This window comes from Adonisia turfae CCMR0081 (assembly GCF_011009555.1).
Classification (GTDB): Bacteria; Cyanobacteriota; Cyanobacteriia; order Phormidesmidales; family Phormidesmidaceae; genus Leptothoe; species Leptothoe turfae.
In genome coordinates this window covers 714,489-734,339 of sequence record NZ_QXHD01000003.1, presented here as the reverse complement: position 1 = coordinate 734,339, position 19,851 = coordinate 714,489, and the positions used below count along the sequence as shown (strand labels likewise).

General features: G+C 45.1%; 15 protein-coding genes and 1 pseudogene. 4 read left to right on the top strand and 12 right to left on the bottom strand.

The genetic code is table 11. The annotated features are described in order from the left end of the window. The 4 genes and pseudogenes from DXZ20_RS38670 to hemF form a co-directional block, all read right to left on the bottom strand. Positions 1-119: pseudogene (locus DXZ20_RS38670) on the bottom strand (Photosystem Q(B) protein 1); the annotation flags it as partial. Positions 120-383: 264 nt separating this feature from the next. Continuing rightward, positions 384-1,808 carry an oxygen-independent coproporphyrinogen III oxidase gene (gene hemN / locus DXZ20_RS03880; RefSeq protein ID WP_163696514.1) on the bottom strand — a complete coding sequence of 475 codons (1,425 nt, stop codon included), beginning with the start codon at positions 1,806-1,808 and terminating at the stop codon, positions 384-386. A gap of 98 nt (positions 1,809-1,906) precedes the next feature. Further along, complete coding sequence (locus DXZ20_RS03875) at positions 1,907-2,650, bottom strand: biliverdin-producing heme oxygenase (protein ID WP_163667144.1); 744 nt, start codon at positions 2,648-2,650, stop codon at positions 1,907-1,909. 191 nt (positions 2,651-2,841) lie between these two features. Beyond that, entirely contained in the window at positions 2,842-3,894 is a 1,053-nt protein-coding gene (gene hemF / locus DXZ20_RS03870) for an oxygen-dependent coproporphyrinogen oxidase (protein WP_250565071.1), read from the bottom strand. Between the two features lie 288 nt (positions 3,895-4,182). Between hemF and acsF the strand changes: the two genes are divergently transcribed. The 3 genes from acsF to DXZ20_RS03855 all read left to right on the top strand — a co-directional run bounded on the left by acsF (position 4,183) and on the right by DXZ20_RS03855 (position 6,857). Beyond that, positions 4,183-5,253 carry a magnesium-protoporphyrin IX monomethyl ester (oxidative) cyclase gene (acsF, locus tag DXZ20_RS03865; RefSeq protein ID WP_163667141.1) on the top strand — a complete coding sequence of 357 codons (1,071 nt, stop codon included), beginning with the start codon at positions 4,183-4,185 and terminating at the stop codon, positions 5,251-5,253. A 23-nt stretch (positions 5,254-5,276) separates the two neighbouring features. Continuing rightward, a complete protein-coding gene (locus DXZ20_RS03860) occupies positions 5,277-6,092 on the top strand; it encodes a radical SAM protein (protein ID WP_163696512.1) in 816 nt (271 codons plus the stop codon). A gap of 186 nt (positions 6,093-6,278) precedes the next feature. After that, complete coding sequence (locus DXZ20_RS03855; RefSeq protein ID WP_163696510.1) at positions 6,279-6,857, top strand: TetR/AcrR family transcriptional regulator; 579 nt, start codon at positions 6,279-6,281, stop codon at positions 6,855-6,857. A gap of 78 nt (positions 6,858-6,935) precedes the next feature. On the opposite strand, the gene devC is transcribed toward DXZ20_RS03855, so the two are convergent. Further along, entirely contained in the window at positions 6,936-8,111 is a 1,176-nt protein-coding gene (gene devC, locus DXZ20_RS03850) for an ABC transporter permease DevC (RefSeq protein ID WP_163696507.1), read from the bottom strand. A gap of 113 nt (positions 8,112-8,224) precedes the next feature. Then, positions 8,225-9,568: an HlyD family efflux transporter periplasmic adaptor subunit gene (locus DXZ20_RS03845; protein ID WP_163696505.1), complete on the bottom strand. Its 1,344-nt coding sequence runs from the start codon at positions 9,566-9,568 to the stop codon at positions 8,225-8,227. A gap of 294 nt (positions 9,569-9,862) precedes the next feature. On the opposite strand from DXZ20_RS03845, the gene DXZ20_RS03840 reads away from it, so the two are divergent. Next, positions 9,863-11,218, top strand: coding sequence for an ATP-binding cassette domain-containing protein (locus tag DXZ20_RS03840; protein ID WP_163696503.1), 1,356 nt, complete (start codon positions 9,863-9,865; stop codon positions 11,216-11,218). A gap of 159 nt (positions 11,219-11,377) precedes the next feature. Here DXZ20_RS03840 and DXZ20_RS03835 read toward each other — a convergent pair whose 3' ends face one another. From DXZ20_RS03835 to DXZ20_RS03810, 6 genes are all read right to left on the bottom strand, one after another. Further along, entirely contained in the window at positions 11,378-12,754 is a 1,377-nt protein-coding gene (locus DXZ20_RS03835) for a fatty acid desaturase (RefSeq protein ID WP_163696501.1), read from the bottom strand. Positions 12,755-12,933: 179 nt separating this feature from the next. Further along, on the bottom strand, positions 12,934-15,267 hold the full coding sequence (locus DXZ20_RS03830) for an alpha/beta fold hydrolase (RefSeq protein ID WP_163696499.1): 2,334 nt from the start codon (positions 15,265-15,267) through the stop codon (positions 12,934-12,936). Positions 15,268-15,363: 96 nt separating this feature from the next. After that, positions 15,364-15,639: a FeoC-like transcriptional regulator gene (locus tag DXZ20_RS03825; protein ID WP_163696497.1), complete on the bottom strand. Its 276-nt coding sequence runs from the start codon at positions 15,637-15,639 to the stop codon at positions 15,364-15,366. Positions 15,640-15,722: 83 nt separating this feature from the next. Continuing rightward, positions 15,723-18,041: a Fe(2+) transporter permease subunit FeoB gene (gene feoB, locus DXZ20_RS03820; protein ID WP_163667115.1), complete on the bottom strand. Its 2,319-nt coding sequence runs from the start codon at positions 18,039-18,041 to the stop codon at positions 15,723-15,725. Beyond that, positions 18,034-18,705, bottom strand: coding sequence for a FeoA family protein (locus tag DXZ20_RS03815; protein WP_163696495.1), 672 nt, complete (start codon positions 18,703-18,705; stop codon positions 18,034-18,036). Before DXZ20_RS03815 ends, feoB begins: the two co-directional genes overlap by 8 nt. 536 nt (positions 18,706-19,241) lie before the next feature. Continuing rightward, positions 19,242-19,481 carry a hypothetical protein gene (locus tag DXZ20_RS03810; protein WP_163696493.1) on the bottom strand — a complete coding sequence of 80 codons (240 nt, stop codon included), beginning with the start codon at positions 19,479-19,481 and terminating at the stop codon, positions 19,242-19,244. Positions 19,482-19,851: the final 370 nt, after the last annotated feature.

Below are 19,851 nucleotides of genomic sequence, written 5' to 3'. Positions count from 1 at the left end.
GTGGGAATCAAAAGGGTCCCGAACCAGCCAACATATAATCGATTTTCAGTGCTGGTGATCCATGCGCAAAAGCGTTCCCATGGACTAACGGATTGATACGGTCGAAGTGTATGCATCATGAATCCATTTGGTATGTAGCGAAACAAAATTAAAAGCGCTCATTGAGCTATATAAATATATAACTGAATGGTTATCTAATTGTCAATTTTTTTTTTCTGACATTTTACGAGTTTTTTGTTGGTGTTATCCCTTAGAGGCTAGTCAGGCCCTTGACTTAGCCTCTAAGGGATAAACCATAAGCACAAAGCCCGATGAAGCGTTTGGATGGGGCGATGAGTGATGAGTAACGGACGGTAATCTAGCGGTGATTTAATGGCAAACGCCTAAACTGATTGAGAGAATTGACGAATTTTGCGATTTCTCAAATAGGTATCAAATACAGCGGCAATGTTTCTGATCAGTAAACGCCCCGCTGGTGCCACTTCAATGTGGTTAGGGGTGAGTCGCACCAGACCATCTGCGGCCAAGGTTTCTAAATCCCGACGTTCGCGGGCAAAATATGTATCAAAATCCTGCTCAAAATTGAGGTGGTATTTATCTTCAATCGCGGCTTTCGATAGCTCAAACTGACACATTAATTCCATGATGATAGCCCGCCGCAAAATGTCGTCCTTGCTAAGAACAACGCTGCGTTCAATGGGAAGGTGTTTGGCTGTGAGCTGATCCGTCGGCGATGGTGCGATCGCATCATAAAACCCCTTCAGCCGTTTATAATTCTGGGTATAGACATTTTGAAACATACTAATGGCAGTTATGCCAAAGGATAGAAGATCGGATTCAGGCTGAGTGGTATATCCCTGAAAGTTGCGATGTAGCTGACCAGTTTGTTGCGCCAGGGTCAATTCATCATCAGGTTTAGCAAAATGATCCATGCCAATAAACTGATACCCATGGTGAGTCAGCTGATCAATGGACATATGTAAGATATCGAGCTTTTCCGATGGGGATGGTAATGTAGCCGGATCAATGTGTTTTTGCTGCATTGGTAATAAATGCGGCAGATAGGCAAAGTTAAACACTGCAATCCGATCTGGGTCTAGCGCCAGGGTTTTAGTAATGGTATCGCTAAATGTGGTTAGGGACTGGTATGGAAGGCCATAGATCAAGTCAACATTCACACTATCAAAGGCCGCTTCTCGCATCCAATCCATCACCTGGAAAAGCATGTCTTCTGGCTGTAGACGATTAATCGCCACCTGCACCCGGGGGTCAAAATCTTGAATGCCAAAGCTAATGCGGTTAAAACCAATCTCTCGCAAGCCTAGTATATAGTCACGGCTAAGGGTGGCAGGATTCACCTCAATGGAAATCTCAGCATCTTGAGAAAAGGAAAACTGTTGGTGCAAAACTTGCCAAAGTCGATCCACCTGCTCAAGGGTTAGATAATTGGGAGTCCCACCACCCCAGTGAAGCTGGTTGACCACTCGTTGTGAATCGGTTAAGCTTGCAACCTGCTCAATATTACGAATGAGAGCGTCCAGATAAGGATTTGTCACCGCTGTCTTTTGGGTGACAATTGTATTACATCCACAGAAATAACAGGCGCTCTGGCAAAAGGGAATATGACAGTAAAGGGAAAGCGGTGTTTGTTTGTAGTTCCCTGTGGCAAACGCTGCATCCACCACATGGGCATTGAATTGATCCGTTAACTCAGTCGCTGGAGGATAGCTGGTATAACGGGGTAAGGGCTGATTATACTTTTGAATTAAATCGGCATCAAATTCAACGGTTTGAAGCAAAGATTTCATGTCTATCTCAGATTGAAGAGCGAAAAAAACCCCCCGCAAAAGGGGGGACATGGAGGTTCATACAAGAGGAGATTTCTGAAGCTCAGCAGCTAGTCTGCTTATACCATTTCAGGAGACTGATGATGGTGGCGATGTTCTGTACTGCCAGACTTATCTTGGCGAGTGACTAGATCAAAAACATGATCACCAATAGCCTCCTTCACCAACGGTTCCAGTTCATGCATAACATCTCGATTAATCTGAAAGGCTAAATTCGCTTCATCCACAATTTGCTGTGCCAGACTGGTTTCGATTGGTAGAGAATTGAGGTTGTTTCTATACTTTTCCTTGAAGGCTCGTCGAGATTCCACTGTGGGGATATCTAAAAATTCGTAGAAGGCTGTTCCCACACCATTTGGCAGATCCAGGGCGGAGCGAGTAATGGCCTTTAACCCTTGCCCACCAGAGAGATCACCCATATAGCGGACATAGGAATGGGCTATGAGCAACGCAGGATTCTGTTTAGCCACCTCACGAATGCGCTCTACATAACGAAGCCCTTCGGGAGATGCAGCAATTTCATCACGCCAATTATCACCATAGTAGAAGGCAAGGTCTTTTTCTAATTGAGGGACCCGCTCTAATAAGGGAAAATACATGGGACCCACCACAGAATGTTGAGCATGGCCACGCATTTCTTCTTCCAAGGCACTATAAACAAAGTACAGATTAGCCATCAATTTCCGAAAGGGTTCCTTTTCAAGAATCCCTTTGAGAAAACATTTCATAAACGCTGTATTTTCCGCCAGGGTATGGGATTGTTGGGTTCCTTCTCGAAGACAGGATGCTAAATTGTGATCCATTGTAAATACCTCAAATGATTAATATTGATCAAGCGGAGACAATCTTAAACAGAACGATTGGAAGAGAAAAGGCAAGGGATAGGCAACGTACTCAGGAGTTTGGAGCCTTCCTGAGTAAAAGTCTCTCTAGATGATTAGTGTAGTTGGAGATCCCCATTGTTATCCCTTGCTGAGCAGCTTTGACAATTAAATCAAGGCGTTGGCACCCAGTTCACCCAATCCTGGGGCTTGAGAAAGAGATTAGTCAGCTCAGCTTCTGGTGTATCGGCTTCGGCCTTATAGCCATACTGCCAGCGAGTCAGAGGCGGTAGCGACATCAAAATAGACTCAGTTCGACCATTGGTCTGTAAGCCAAATATAGTACCCCGATCATAAACCAGGTTAAATTCGACATAACGTCCCCGACGATAGAGCTGGAACTCGCGCTCGCGCTCACCATAGGGTTTATTCTGATTACGCTCTGCAATGGGTAGATAGGCTGGCAAAAATGCATTGCCACAACTTTGCACAAAGGCAAACCAATCTTCCCAGCTGAGGGTCACTGGACCTACCTGCTGGCTATAGGCGGCCGCATCTCCACTTAAATTAGGACCTGAGTAGAGATTGCCACGGTAATCCAGATAGTCAAAGAAGACACCGCCCACACCCCGCGATTCTTGACGATGCTTAAGATAGAAGTATTCATCGCACCAACGCTTAAAAGCAGGGTAGAACTTCGGATGATGAGCATCACAGGCCCGTTTTAAGGTGGAGTGAAATTGGATCACATCCTCAATCGTGGGATAGTAGGGGGTTAGATCCACACCGCCACCAAACCACCATACAGAGCCAGCTTCAAAATAACGGTAGTTGAGGTGCACTGTGGGCACGTAGGGATTACGCGGGTGCAACACCATGGAAGTACCTGTCGCATAAAATCCATTCCCTGCAGCTTCTGGGCGTTGACTTAAGATACCGGGGGGTAAGGTATCTCCCCACACTTCTGAAAAGTTTACGCCACCCTGCTCAAAAACTTGCCCATCCTGAATCACCCGGGTACGACCACCGCCACCGCCATCACGCTGCCAGTTATCTTCTTGAAATTTTGCTTTGCCGTCTAATTGCTCTAGGGCAGAACAAATATCATCCTGCAATGTTTGCACATATTGCTTGAAGCGCTGACGCCCATCGCTGGGTGGCAGAACTGGAACATCAGCGGCAGACGCAGTTGCCTTAGCTTTTGGTAGGTTGACTTGAAGACTCATGGATCAAATCTTTCTCAACGGGTTTAGCTTTAATCACCGTATAGCGATTAAGCAATTTAACCTTATGTTTGTTTTCAAAACTTTACTTTCTAAGGATAGTTTGGGTCTCTGGGACGATCACCAAACCATAGTTATCCGAGGGGAAAAAATTGATGCATCTAGGGTTAACGATGTTGCTAAAAGAATTCGAGAAAATAAAAAAATATGACGTCTATGTTATCTGTACTGAATCAGCCTATGCTTTTAATAGCTATAAAGCTATGAATGATATCTGAGGAAAAAAATTGTATGGTCAGCACTGCATCATCCCCTGAGAACATCGCCACAAGCCGAAAATCCCAGGTTGAGGAAAATTTACTGACCCCTCGTTTTTACACCACTGACTTTGAAAAAGCTGCCAATTTAGATCTTTCTAGCGGGGAGGAGGATCTGAAAGCCATGCTGTCAGAGATGAAGGCTGACTATAATCGCCATCACTTTGTGCGTGATGATGCCTTTAAGCAAGTCTGGGATCATATTCAAGGGGAAGAACGGGAGGCCTTCATTGATTATTTAGAGCGCTCCTGTGTTTCAGAGTTTTCAGGGTTTCTGTTATTTAAAGAACTGTCGCGTAAGCTGAAGGGACGCAGTCCGATGCTGGCAGAGATCTTTGCGCTGATGGCTCGAGATGAGGCTCGCCATGCTGGTTTTCTGAATAAAGCCATGGCGGATTTTAATATCTCATTAGATCTCGGTAAGCTCACCAAGAAACGTAACTATACGTTTTTTCCAGTGGAGTGGATTATCTATGCTGTGTATCTATCGGAGAAAATTGGCTACTGGCGCTATATTTTGATCCATCGCCATTTAGAGCAGCATCCTGAAAATAACTTTTATCCGCTGTTTAACTACTTTGAGAGCTGGTGTCAGGATGAGAACCGCCATGGCGATATCTTTAAGGCATTGTTGCGATCGCAGCCCAGCATGTGGAACACCTGGAAATCTCGCCTCTGGAGTCGCTTCTTTTTGCTATCGGTTTTTGCTACCCACAGCCTCACCGTCCACGAGCGCACCAAGTTTTACGAATCCCTGGGTCTCAATGCCACCCAGTTTGATGTCGACGTCATCCGAGAAACCAACAACACCTCAGCCCGTGCTTTTCCCGTGATTCTCGATGTGGATCATCCCGAATTCTTTAAGCGCCTCGATCGATGTGCTGCCCGAAATCTAAAAATGAAGACCATTGCCGAGAGTTCAGCGCCTAAGGTATGGAAGTTCTTGCGAAAAGTTTCCCTGGTGGCAGGTACTGTAGGAGATTTATTGCGTCTATATATGCTCCGTACCATCGATACTGAAGCGATGAAAGGGACGATACGCTAGGGTAACAATGAAGGCAAAGCATCATGGCTTCCACATCGTTTAATCCCATTTATGGTCCAGTACCATCATGGCAGTTTGGTCAATCTTTAGGGATTGATCCTGTTGGACCCATTTCAACGTGTTCCTTTAATTGCATCTACTGTCATCTGGGCAATATTCAACACAAAACGAGCCAGCGTCAAATCTTTGTGAGTACCCCGCAAATTTATCGAGCCCTTACAGACTTGCTGCCCTTGGGGGCCATTGATGTTGTCACCCTCAACGGCAGTGGAGAGCCCACATTAGCGCTCAACCTGGGTGAAATTATCGCCTGTATTAAAGAACAGACAATGGTGCCGATTACGGTTCTAACCAATGGTAGTTTGCTGAGCGATCAGACTGTTTGTGCTGATCTACAGTTAGCCGATCACGTTGTTGTGAAGCTAGACGCCATATCCCAGCAGCAACTTCAGGGCATCAATCAGCCTGTTGCACGGCTTCGTCTGAAATCTATTTTTCAAAGCCTTTGCCAGTTCTCTAACAGCTATTCAGGCAAACTCACCCTCCAAACAACACTCTCGAATCTGTGGGACTCACAAAGTCAAGCTAAGTATATTCAGATGATCCAAGATATTTTGCCCGATACGATTCAACTGAACGTGCCCGCTCGACCTTGTTTAAAGAGACAGCAGCAAAATGCCAGGGAAAATCAACTGTCCATCACCACATTCAATGCAGAACCAACGCTCAAATGTATCAGTACAGAGTACTTAAGGGAGTTTGCAACTAAAATTGAAGCCTGTTTAGGCATCCCCACAAACTATCCAACCATTGATGTGGAAGAACTTAGATCTAACTAATACCCAATGGCAGAAATTTGGCAGCTATTGCATCCCCCCATCACCCCATATTGCTTGCCTTTTTGCAGATTTGAGTCACACGCTTTTAAGCGGTGCAGTTATCCAAGGAGCCAATTTATCCCAGACTAAATCGTTTACAATATACAGACCTGTCTACACGATCGGAACTAACTGGTTATAGCGCCTATGCCGCCTCGTACTAAACGCCCATCTGCTCGCGATCGCATCCTGACGGCTGCTTCTGAACTCTTCTACAAAGAAGGCGTTCAAAACGTTGGCATTGACCGCATCATTGCCGAGTCGGGTGTTGCCAAAATGTCCCTCTACAATAACTTCAAGTCCAAGGATGCCTTGATTGCAGCCTATCTTCAGCAGCAGGATGAAAGTTGGGGCAACTGGTTTACACGCCGGGTAGAAGAAATTACCACCGAGCCTCGCGAACGTCTGCTTGTTGTCTTTGATGTGTTGCAAGAATGGTTTGAAGCACCCAACTTTCGCGGCTGTGCCTTTATCAATTCTGCTGTCGAACTGGCCGATCCAGATCACCCTGGCTACCAGGTATCCCTCAGACATCAGCAAGTGATTAAAGATTATCTGCTCAACCTGGTCAAAGCAACGCAGCATCCGAATCCAGAAATAATCACACAACAGCTGGTGATTTTGATCAATGGAGCAACCATTGTCGCGATGATGGAGCAATCTTCAGACGCTGCCCAACAGGCAAAACAAGCCGCAACTCTTCTAATAGAGACTGGGTATCCCTAAAGAGTCAGGATATTCGTGATGTCAAAAAAGATCGGTCGCTGCTACCACATTGATGAGTTGAGTGATCATCAGCAAACCCTAGTTAAAAACGTCTACAGGATTTGCTTCTTTCAATTTATTTGTTGCAATAATTCCAGAAACTGTACAAATAAAGAAAATTACGAACAGGACAAAAGCTGCTATGTTGAAGCTCATTAGAAACTTCATCTTAGTAGCTGCAGATAACGCATCATAGACAAAACAAGAAGCAATAAAACCAGGAATGTAACCCAAAATAGCGAAAACAAATACCTGCTCCAACACAATTTCCACCAAAAATCGTTGACTATAGCCAATCGCTTTTAATGTTGCATACTCTTTAGCGAACCTTGATATGTTTTGATAAAGAACTTGGTATAGTACTACAATTCCAATTAAAATCGAAAAAAGCATGGCGAAGAGAATAACTATGCCCATGGGCGAGCTAGTTTCTATAAACGCCTTGTCTTCCCTGATGAGTTCTTTCCGAGACATAATCTTCACATCGTCAGGCAGATAACTTTTTATTCGAGATATTAATTGGGGAACATCAACTCCGGGTTTGACATGAACTAAACCAGCAATAATTTCTCCTTGACCTAGGCCAAAGACTTTCAAGAAATTAGCTTCACTGGTGATTAAGTTACCATTGTAGAAGGTGCTTGCACCCATCTCAAATAAACCCACAAGATCAACTTTTTTCCTTTCAAAGCCAATACTTGTTATTTCAGTGCTGACTCTACCATTATTTTTTATTTCAGCAATTAATGAAGATAGTTCTGGACGCGACCTTCCATCCAGTAAGAAAAAATTATCATCTTTTATCTTGTCTAAATTTTCTGCCAACCCTGGCACATCCATCACATTGGGTTTGAGGGGGAAGGCAATGACTTGCATAGAAGACATGAACTTAGGTTGTTCTTCCAGCCTTTTTACGAAAATCATTGTGATATAGATAGGCGTTACCGATTCCACCTCTTCAAAGGCTAGAACTTGATTTAAGCGACGTTCCGAAAACGGTACGGCAACCGAAAAAGCTATAGAAGAGTTACTGATTAGAACAATATCACTTTGGAAACTAGCAGGAAGTTGAGTACTACTCTCTAAGAGACCTACACGGAATCCAACCTGCATGAACAGTAGAATTGCAGTAACAGCAACGCCCAGAATCGTAACAATTGTTTGGACCTTTTGGTGCAATAGTTGAGCCCAAGCGACCGAGAATGTCCGAAACATATTGAAACCTCAGAAATATGAGGGACAGGATGAAAATCTAACCTGCACAGTATGCCCTCATCAAACAGTAGCCTCTACTTACTCCTGCCCCAATATATTAGGAAAGAATTGTCTTATCCAGGGGTTTTAATTACCGTTTCAACTCTCAAATTGGTCATACCTGAAACTTTTTGACTATCTTCTGGATTAAGACGGATTTTGACTTCTACCACCCTAGCATCTACATCAAAAGCGGGGTTAGTACTAAATACTTCTTGCTTACCAATTTGTAAGCCAATTTCATCGACAGTCCCCTGCAATGTGTAGGGGATAGCATCGCTCGTAATAGCTGCTTTCTGTCCTATATGGACTCGACTAATATCTGTTTCATAGACCTCAGCGATCGCATACATTTGCTGAGTTTGACCTAGCTCTAAAATGCCTTGATTGGAAATAATTTCACCTGGCCGGGTGCTAATTTTCAAGACCTGACCTGCTCTGGGTGCCCTGACATAGGCAAGCTCAAGCTCTGCCTGAGCTTGCTCAACACCAACCATTGCATCTGCTAATTCAGCCTGGGCAAGGGCGATATCCACGTCACGAACTTCAGAACTCTGGTCGAGGGTAGCTTGAGTTTCCGCTTTCTGGTATCGCATGGTGTTAATTGTTCTCTCAAGTTGTGCTTCTGCCTCTACTATTTGTTCTTGACCACTATTGATAATGCGGGTTAGTGTAGCTTCAGACTCAACTTCTTGCTTGTAAGCAATCTCTTTTTCTAAACACTTTAAGGCATGCTCAGACTCTGAAATTGCTCCTTGAGCATGTAAATGCTCAAACCGCGTACATTCGGCTTCAGCATTTATAAACTCTGCTGAAATCCGATCGTTAACTGCTTTTTGAGCTGCCATTTTTCCGGCTAAGTCTGCCTCTAATCGTTTAATGGTCGCTTGTTGGACAATAATTTGACCTTGCAGTTCAGCGTCTAAATTTTCCAGTTTAGCTGCCAATGCATTAATCTCTCCTTCTTTGGCTCCTGCTTCCACTTGCAAAAGCCTGGAGCGGGCTATGTTGACTTGGGCTTTAGCCTTCTTCAAAGCGGCTTTCAAGCGAGGTTCATTATCAAGAACTGCAACTATTTGACCCGCTTTAACGTGTTCTCCTTGAGACACTAGTAACTGATCAATCCGCGCTCCCTGAGGTGAAACAGCTCCTGATATATTGGTCACCTCATCTTCAGGTTTCAAAAAACCTAAGGCAGAGACTGACGCTGGTTCAGCATAGTCATTTAAAGCCCCCAAGGCAATCTGACTAGCCACATTGTCCTCCCGGCCAATGCCACTAATCAAAAAAGCACCAAGGGCCGATGCCATCGTCATACTTAACAACGCAATCATCCAAAGCTTAGGGTGTTGAGTGAGTTGCTTTCGGTAAGGTTTTGTAAAATTATTGTTGAAAATATGTTCGATGAAAGTCCGCATAGTGAAAACTCCGCTTGAGCAGATTGATGCAACTAAAGTTGCTTACACGTTGAAGCCGAGGTCCGAACGCTGCTGATCACGCACTTATGGGGCGAGTTGTCATGTCCATTGGCTTGAGAATGAGTTATTTTGTCAGCCTTAATAGAGTTCCCTAAGGCTGGCAGGTAAACCATTAGAGCCCAAAATAAAAGCGCTCCATTGACTCTTTCAGTAATCTCCACTACCTTCGGCAAGTTGTATGAGTAGATTTAATTTTGCGTAGGCATTTACCACAATTCTGAAGTACTAAAAGCAATGGCATTAGAATCCACCATTGTCGCCAATCAGCTAAGCCATTATTACGGTGCAGGACGTCTCCGCCGACAAATATTATTTGATATATACCTTGAGATTCAGGCGGGGGAGATTGTCATTATGACAGGACCTTCTGGATCTGGTAAAACGACATTACTCACCTTAATGGGCGGATTACGAACCGTTCAGGAAGGCAGTTTACAAGTCTTAGGGCAGGAAATGAGAGGGGTCAGTCATGGTCGTTTAGAGAAAATTCGTCGCCAAATTGGCTTCATTTTTCAGGACCATAATCTATTAAGCTCTCTAAACGCCATCAAAAATGTCGAAATGGCGGCAGCACTATATCCAATTTCAGCCAAGAGATCCAAAGCCCAAGCAAAAGCTGCGCTAGAGGCAGTGGGTTTAGGAAAATACCTATACTCACGCCCCGAGCAACTATCAGGAGGACAAAAGCAACGGGTTGCCATTGCTCGTGCATTGGTTAATAAACCTCAAGTCATTTTAGCCGATGAACCCACAGCCTCTCTCGATGGACACACAGGGCGTGAAGTTGTAGAACTGATGCAACAATTGGCAAAGCAGCAAGGTTGCACAATTATTTTAGTGACGCATGATAACCGTATTTTAGATATTGCGGATCGTATTATTAGTTTGGAAGATGGACGTTTGTCTATTTCTAAAGGTGAGTTTTTGCTTGGTTTAAGCAACCTGACGTCATTTATTTTAGAAACAGATATTAATGCGATTAATAACCTAATCTCTCCTCTATCTGCATCTCAATTCTCTGATTTTCTAAATAAACTCAATCACGAATTAGAACAAGTCGTGAGTTCAATGAATCTGCTTAGAGACCGGTCCTTTAACTCTAAGCTCCAAATTACCTTTCAGGCGATTTCATTAAAAATTGCTCAATTGCTTCAAGCTGAACAAGTCACCTTTTTTGTAGTTGATCATAGTCGCAAAATTTTGTGGTCAAAAAATGCGCGCGGCAAAGATGATCAGTTAATCAGTATTGAAATCCCTATAGATTCTGGCATTGCAGGATATGTGGCCACAACGGGAGAAATTTTGAATATTGAGGATCCCTACAATGATGCAAGATTTAATCCTCAAGTTGATCGTGATACGGGTTGTCTCACCCGGAATATCCTCTGTTTACCTATAGTAAATGACAAAAATGAGGTTTTTGCAGTAGTTCAAGCCTTAAATAAGATAGGCGATTCATCGTTTAATCATAACGATGAAGAACATTTCTTTGAGTTAACTCAGTCCCTCGGGTTTACGGTGAAATCTAGTATTTTATATACTCAAAAAATGTATCATTCAATGACTTCATCTAACCATACATCCAGATGAAACGAGGGAAAAAATATTATTTCACGCAGAGGTGGGACTAAAGGGAAAAAATATTCTTACCATCAGGCAAACTCTATCGTGCTCGATATTTTTATCCTGTGCTGAGGTGCGTGAGTTGTGATGGTCCCCTAAGCTGGAGCAGCTCCACATTTTACTCTTTTAGGGAAGCCCCATTTTTGTGATATGCCTTTGAAATGAGCGATGAACCTCAAAAAATGTTGTTGAAATGTATGGAATATCATATTTGTCGCATACACCTTTAACGATTGGGCTTATCTTTTTCAGTAAGCTTGGCTTAAAACTCGGAAATAAATGATGTTCTATGTGGTAATTAAAGTAGCCATAATGAAATTCGATAAAGGATAGTATCCAGTTAGTTGGATGCCAATTACCAGATGTTCTGACTTGAGTTTCAGCCCATGAAAACTTCTTGTGATAAAGATTTATATTTTCATTTACTGCTAAAACATTATGGGTTTCTTCGTGATCATTGTAGAGCAAGATAAAAGCAAAAAATGAGTAAGATATCGAATATATGGTTAATAGAATCAGCGCATTCCAAATACTACTGATGTATCCACAATAAGCAACAAGTGAAAGAAAGACTAATTTGGCAAAAATATGGGCGATCACCTCATATTTATAACGCACAAACTCTCTATTTTTAATGAGCCAAATAGTGCCCATGGGAAAAACACGAAAATGATAAAATAAAATCCCTATCCAAAAATAAATATATTGATATTTGTGGTACTTACCATGCTTTACATACTTATGAATACGTATGGGGGCGTATTGATTAGTTTGATAATCTATGGATGAATGGGGTTGATTATGGTGGGTTTGATGAGAAATTTGCCATTCTAAACATGAGTATCCGCCCAAATCCATCAGATACAAAGCGACGAAGTTTAGTAACTTATTTCTCGTGAAGCCAAAATGCGCAACCATATGGGACATACCAGCTGACACACAAACCATATGGAATCCCAGTAATGTCGCTGACAAGATTGAGGAATTTATCCAGGTTAAATATGATAAAAGTACAAATATACTGGAATAGTATAGAAGATAGAAAATTCCCTCATGTGCAGAGTAATGAGTCGATTCATCATTCTCTATCAAGTATTCATGGACCTTGGCTTTTAGCTCCAACCAAAATTCATCATTGCATAGTTTCTGATAAACGATTCTATCTAAATATTTGTTGTCATTATCTTTGCATAAGTAATCTTGGGTGACGTCAAGTTTGCCTACTAGTTTTATGTCATTTTTCTGTAAAAAATGCTCATTCTCCATGAGGTTTTCTACATTCGTGCGAACATGTGCAGACGAAAAAAAACCGCTACAATCTGTCCCTAAATTCCCTCTAAAGGTGTCACCAAAAGGGTGTTTGGGGATGAAATCCGTAATGTCGTAAACAAGCCCATTAATGGCAATCCACGCATCTGAATAAGTGGAATGTTTTTTTAATTCCTCATAACTAATGCAAGTTTCTTTCGGCAGAAACTTGCATTCATGTTTATGATTAATCATCTTGGCAATAGTTCTTTCAGTAAAAGGAGTATGCCCTAGATGGAGTATGCCCTAAACAACACAAATTGATTGATCAGTCCAAAATTCATGTAAGCATATCTTAATGATTAATCAGATTATGGCGTCAAAGGGCATCCACAAGGGAGTGCCCCTACAGGATTGTTCACTTTTAATGACGTTTACTCTTCAACCTTGGGGGCAACGAGTTCTTGCCCTGATTGATAAAGCGTCAGACCGCTAACGGTTTCTGCTGTTGACACATCGAACTGAATAAAAATATCGGCGATGCGGGCAAAGAACTGGGTCTCGGACGCAGGGTAAAGGGGAAAAGATTCTTGGCCTGTGGCCTGAGCGATCAGCTGTTCTTCTTCTACGCGAATGTCGAGCTGCATATTGGGTAACAGTTGGTAGGTACCGACATAGCGCTCATACACAGCGGGATCAACGGCAACCTCCTCAGGCTCTGTGGAAGCATCTGCCGTAACAGTGGCCACATCAACGGTTAAAGCTGCCAGCTGAGCCTCTACCTCTGTAGACATCTCCGGCTGATAGCGCCCACTCAGGTGCTCGGCGAAAAATCGTTCTAAGGCTGCCGTCATGGCTAGATTGTTAATCTCTTTCCGAAAACCATGGCCTTCGTCGGGGGCTACCAGGTATTCGACAGGTCGGTCTAGATCTCGCAGGGCTACCACAATTTGATCGGACTCAGCCTGTTTAACGCGGGGGTCGTTCGCGCCTTGAATCACCATCAGCGGCGACTGGATCTGATCAGCGGAAAATAAGGGTGACTGTGCTTCTAGCCGGTTGCGATCGCTCGGGTTATTGGGGTCACCCAAACGCAACGCAAAGGTAGCTTTTAGGGACGCCCAATAGGGGGGAATTGAGTTTAACAGGGTGATCAGGTTAGACGGCCCCACAATAGATGCACCGGCGGCATAAATATCAGGGGTAAAGGCTAATCCAGCCAGGGTGGCATACCCACCGTAGGAGCCCCCCACAATCCCCACCCGTTCCGGATCGGCAATCCCTGCCTCAATCAGGTACTGCACACCATCGGTGATATCGTGCTGCATTGCCCCTGTTCCCCACTCGTTATTCCCCGCATTGAGAAAATCTTTGCCATAACCGGTAGAACCGCGAAAATTAGGCTGTAGCACCCCATACCCCCGATTAGCCAGAAACTGAATAAAGGGGTTATATCCCCATGTGTCCCTGGCCCAGGGACCACCGTGGGGCATCACCACCACCGGCAAGTTTACAGGTTCTACCCCCTGAGGCAGGGTTAGATACGCGGGAATCTCCAGGCCATCGCGGGCGGTGTAGCGGATCGACTGCATGGTGGCCATGTGCTCCCTTGGTAGCTCTGGCCGAACATCGTATAGTTTTTCCAAGGATTGAGCATTGCGATCAAACAGGTAAGTTGAGCCGGGATTGACGTCGCTTTGGGCTGTGATCAGAACCAAACGATCATCCTCGGTCGCAGACTGCAGCGAAAAATCTACATCGGGCAGCTGTTGTTGCAGAAATGCCAAATCAGCTGCCACTTCATCAGTTTGCGGGTAGAAACGGGCGCGATCGCCAATGTAGTAGGTAGCAATCAGCTCATCCGTGGCCTCTGAAAATACAGCCCCCCCTAGATCCACCTGGTTTTCTGGATCAGCTTCTATTACTTGAGTTTGCTGGTTTTCAAGATTCAGCAGTTCCAACTGGATCAAGTTCTGATCGCGGTTGCTCATCAGATACACCTGTTGTCCATCTGGATGAAATCGCAACGGAACACAGGTTTCTTCTATACGACATGTATAGACAGGGGTTAACCCATCGTCTTCGACCGCTAAAATCTCAGTCCCTCGCTCCAGGGTCTGACGATAAGCCAAACGCACATTACCGGCCAAATCCGTCGTCCAGGCACCAATATTGTTGTCATTCTGGAGCAGTAATGTGCGTTCTCCTGTAGTTAAGTCCAAGCGATAAATATCATGGAATTGCGGATTGCGATCGTTAAGACCCACAATAATTTGATTAGGCGTTTGCTTAGGGGCTGCATACAGTTGAGCCGTAATTCCATCAATGGGGGTTAAATTACGGGCTGTTGGAGTAGTCTCCTTCAAAGAGCCAGGTTCAACGGCGTAAATATGGAAATTCTCATTGCCTTCTTTATCTTGTCCATAAAGAATGTAGCGACCATCGGCACTCCAAAAGTAAGCAATGATTGGGCTATCCGTATCCGCTGTCACCGGGCGAGCGGCTTCCATCGGCTCATCGATGCCCTTTACCCAAACATTGATCACCCCATTTAAGGGCTTTTGAAATGCCAGAAACTGACCATCAGGAGATAGCTGCGCCCCCGTAATCTCTGGATTAGCAAAGAATAACTCTCGCTGAACTAACGGAGGTAAACCGGTTTGAGCTTCAGCGGCTGGTTGGGCAGTGGCTGACAACTGTAGGCTAGCCCCCCCCATAAAACCAACGGATATCACCATTAAACCTGCACCAAGCCAACGTTTTTGCATAACCGATAAATTCCTCTGGAGCTTCCTATGGCTCAAGCGTATCCAGGTTTTAATGTCACGACTATGGCGTCAGGTCATGGGGATAAATGACATTTGTCATGTTTTAGTACAGGTGTGCAAAGTAACAGAATCGGCTTTGCACTGAGGTCTGTCGGTATTGCCTATCCATTCATAAAGCTTGAGGCTATCTTGGGAACAGGCTGTGCAACCACAACATTTTATCGGCATCGGCAGTTCTTGAATACGTCCCTTGCGTCTCAGTTTTTGGAGCATTGGCTGGAGCGCATAACTATCCGTATGAAAGTGCAGCGCTAGATCCGCCATGGAGACTGTGTGTTTTTGAGCAATGTAAGTCTGGATATCCTTGAGCATTGTGAGGTTCGATTCATATGAGACGTAGCTTGTTTAAGACCACTAGAGGGAGCGATAGATGTCTCCATCGCTCCCTCTGTCGTTTACTGACCCTCAAGGGTAAGTCGTCGTCGCCGTTTGGTTCGTGAAGAGAGTCTCATGATGACTATGGTTGCGATCGCAACAACTCCCAATCCCACAATCCAGGCCAACGCACTACGGGGATGTTGGCTAAAGGTCATGACCTGGTAATAGGCTACGGCGGTCCAATAGGCTAACCCCGTGGTCCAGAGACCCACAAACGCGGTCCATCCAGCATTGGTTTCCCGATATACAGCTCCCATGGCTGCAACACAGGGGAAGTACATCAACACAAATAATAGATAGGCAAAGGCGGCCACCCGACCGTCAAACCGCAGCACCATTTGACCAAAGGTGGTGTAGGCCACCTCTTGTTCGTCGGCTGCTACCTCAAGGCTACTAACATCACCGACCGCCAGACCTAGAGGGTCTAAAAAGGTACCGGAAAGATCAGCCAGATTGGCGGGAATAGTGGCAAAAGCCTCTCCGATATTCCCCCAGAAATCAAACGATTCAGTTTCAACCTCTATCCCAGAGGCCATGGCCGCATCATTGCCTAGCTGGCCATAGAGAGAATCCAGGGTGCCAACAACCGCCTCTTTGGCAAACACCCCGGTAAAAATACCAACGGTGGCAGGCCAGTTATCTTGGCTAATGCCCATGGGGGCAAAGACTGGCGTGATGCCCTGACTCAGGGAACTGAGCACCGAGTTTTCGCTGTCTTCATTGCCAAAGGAACCATCAACACCAACGGTGTTTAACAGACTCAGCACCATCACCATAATCACGATGACTTTTCCTGCCCGCAGGATAAAGCTTTTGAGTCGTTCCCAGGCTCGCAGTAGCACCCCTTTGAATGTGGGCACATGATAGGTGGGCAGCTCCATCACAAATGGATTGGCCTCTCCCTTAAGCAGGGTGTATTTCATGATCAGCCCAGTGATGATCGCCATGGCCATCCCCACCAGGTACAGCAAAAACACAATATTCTGCCCAGCCCTGGGGAAAAAGGCAGCGGCAAATAGGGCATACACCGGCAGTCGTGCGCCGCAGGACATAAACGGATTCATTAAAATAGTGAGGATGCGATCGCGGCGACTCTCCAAGGTGCGCGTGGCCATAATCGCAGGCACGTTACAGCCAAACCCCACTAACATGGGCACAAACGATTTACCCGGCAGCCCAACAAATCGCATAAAGCGATCCATCACAAATGCAGCCCGCGCCATGTAGCCGCTGTCTTCTAGAAATGCTAAGCATAAAAACAAACAGCCAATCACTGGGATAAAGGTGGCCACCGTTTGAATGCCCCCTCCCATGCCGTCTGCCAATACAACCTGGACCACTTCCGGCATACCAATAGCGGCTAATAAATGGCCCAGCCCGTCAACAAACACGGTGCCAAAGAGAATGTCAAAAAAGTCGATAAATGCGCTACCAACATTGATAGCCACCATAAACAACAGATACATCACCCCCAGGAAAATAGGGATGCCTAGCCAGCGGTTTAACACCACTTGGTCAATCTTATCGGATGTGGTAACACCAAGATTTTGCGGCTGGCTAACCACATCACCCACTAACCGATGGACATAGCTATAGCGCCCATCGGCCACCACAATATCAATATCTTCGCCTAACACCTGATGGATACGGTGACGATGCTCTGACACCCGCTGTAGAACAGCTGAAGAGATATTCGGCACAGCCGCGTCATCATATTCCAAAAGTTTTAGGACCGACCAACGCCCATGGGACTCTACCATGGGCAGCAGCTCCGTCACCGCCGATTCGATCAAGGACGGGTAAACCACCTGGGACTCAGGCAAGTATGGGGAGGTGAGAAAGGTATCTAAACAACGGCGCAGGTCATCTATGCCCTGTTCTTTAGAGGCCACCATGGGGATTACTGGACAGCCCAACCGCTGTGACAGCAGGGTAGCATTTACCTGGGCACCCTGGTCTGACGCCACATCCGTCATATTTAATGCGACTATCAACGGTAGCCCCATTTCCAAAATTTGTGTTGTCAGATAAAGGTTACGCTCCAGGTTTGAGCTATCTAAAATATTGACGACAACCTGGGCTTGCTCCGAGAGCAAATAGTTACAGGCAATTGTTTCATCGATAGAGTTACCATCATCACTGGTGTCGATGGCGTAAATACCTGGCAGGTCAACCACATTGATGGTCTTCCCACCATATTGATAGCACCCTTCTTTGCGATCTACAGTCACCCCTGGCCAATTACCCACATGCTGGTTGGCTCCAGTTAGGGCGTTAAACAAAGTTGTTTTGCCACAGTTTGGGTTTCCCAATAGGGCAATGGTCAAGTTATCCATGGCATTCCTCCTCCACCTCAATGACTTCGACTTGTAGAACAGCTGCTTCTCCTTTACGCAGGCTCAGATGCATCCCTCGCACATTAATTTCCATGGGGTCTCCCATCGGAGCCTGGCGAACAACCACAAACTGGGCACCCGGTGTTAATCCCATAGACAGGAGTTTGCCGCGATAGGTTTGGCTGCCAGGCTGATAGCCTAGAACACGCCCTGACTGCCCCACCTTTAAATCACTTAACGTTAAACTAGCGATCTCTGACGTCATGTCATTCTCTCCATTAATTGACTGTGTGGGCTGCCGAGATACAGCCCCGTTAGTTGTGTTTGCCGTTGTCACCATGACCCGGTGGGCCATACCAGCCCCCAAACCAATCCGACATCCTTGCAGGGCAACAACTACTGATCCACTGCCTGTTCGACTTGCGACGGTAATTTCCTTTCCTGGCACAATCCCCACCTCTGTTAGGCGACGAACCATCGATTGCCCTCCGTTAAGTTGGGCAATCCACACCCGATCCCCCACCGTAGCCATGGCAAGTGGCAAACGGGAGCCATGACCAGGCTCAGACATCTCGGTGTCTGAAGGAGGCTCTTGCAAATCAGCTGTGCCACCGATATAGGTAACATTCCAGCCGTTATTAGTGTTATGGATACTGTCAGACATCACTCTGCTGGCTGAGGGTAACAATTAAACTGTTTTAACTAACACGAGATTGTCTTATTAGGTCCTAAAGGTCCGTGCCCTTGAAATCTAGTAATGACCACCTTGTTTTGGGGATGATCATTAGCGTTAACAGGCAGGTGCAGCGAACAAAAACGAGAAGCATTCTTAATAAGTAGCAGAGATTTCCTAGGTACTTTTACTACTATGGCATACTTTAACAAACCCTTGCAAAACACTATACTTATGTGACTAGATGTTACTCAGGATGTTGTTTTCCTTAAGATACCAGTGTTTTATAGGGAGCATTGACATGTGCCCTTGTGGTGTATCCTCAATACTTCTCAGGTGATCTGACGGCCAGTCATCTCTTTTGTAAATGTGAATTAATATCAGCAAATTTGGAATAGTATCTAAAATTAACGGGTCATTTGTGGTCAGGGGTTTTACAAAAAAAAGCCCGCATCATGCGGGCCAATGGTTAGCTAAAGCAATAAATGTCTTTAGTGACTGAGCTTAATCAAGAGCTTGTCAACAGCTTAAATAGCGATGGGCACAAACTGATCACACGCCATAACAGGAGAATCTAGCGAACCATTTAGGGCACAATCTGACTTGTCACAGAAATAACAGTTGGCCTGCCGATAGCTATTGCAAAACTGTACTGGATACTCTGCAGCACCAGCCATAGGACAATTACGACTTAAACAGGCGGTGCAGTTGGCTTGCCGGGGTGCAGTTTGTGTGGGTGAAACTCTCTCAACAGTTGCATGAGTCATTATTCAATCTCCTTAGCGAAGCTAACGTTAGATAGCTGTTTTGTTGCGTTTGAGCTATCTCCTATACAGTAGCGCCAGATGCACCATGGCGCAGCAGACGCCATTAAACAATAGCTAGTAGTTAATGGCAAATAGAATTCATCTCTAACCCATTAAAAGGTGACAAAACACTGGTCAACCTCTTTTCGTTCTTACTTTAGGAAAAAAAGTAAAAAATATCTTGTTCAACGTTCTTGCAACTAGCACCTGATAACTTGTTACAATTCTTTACGCATGGTCTGTCTCCGCATTGTATTTATGGGGAACAACAGATAATCCTTCACACAAGAAAAGCCCGCATAGTGCGGGCTAATGGTTAACTAAAGCAATC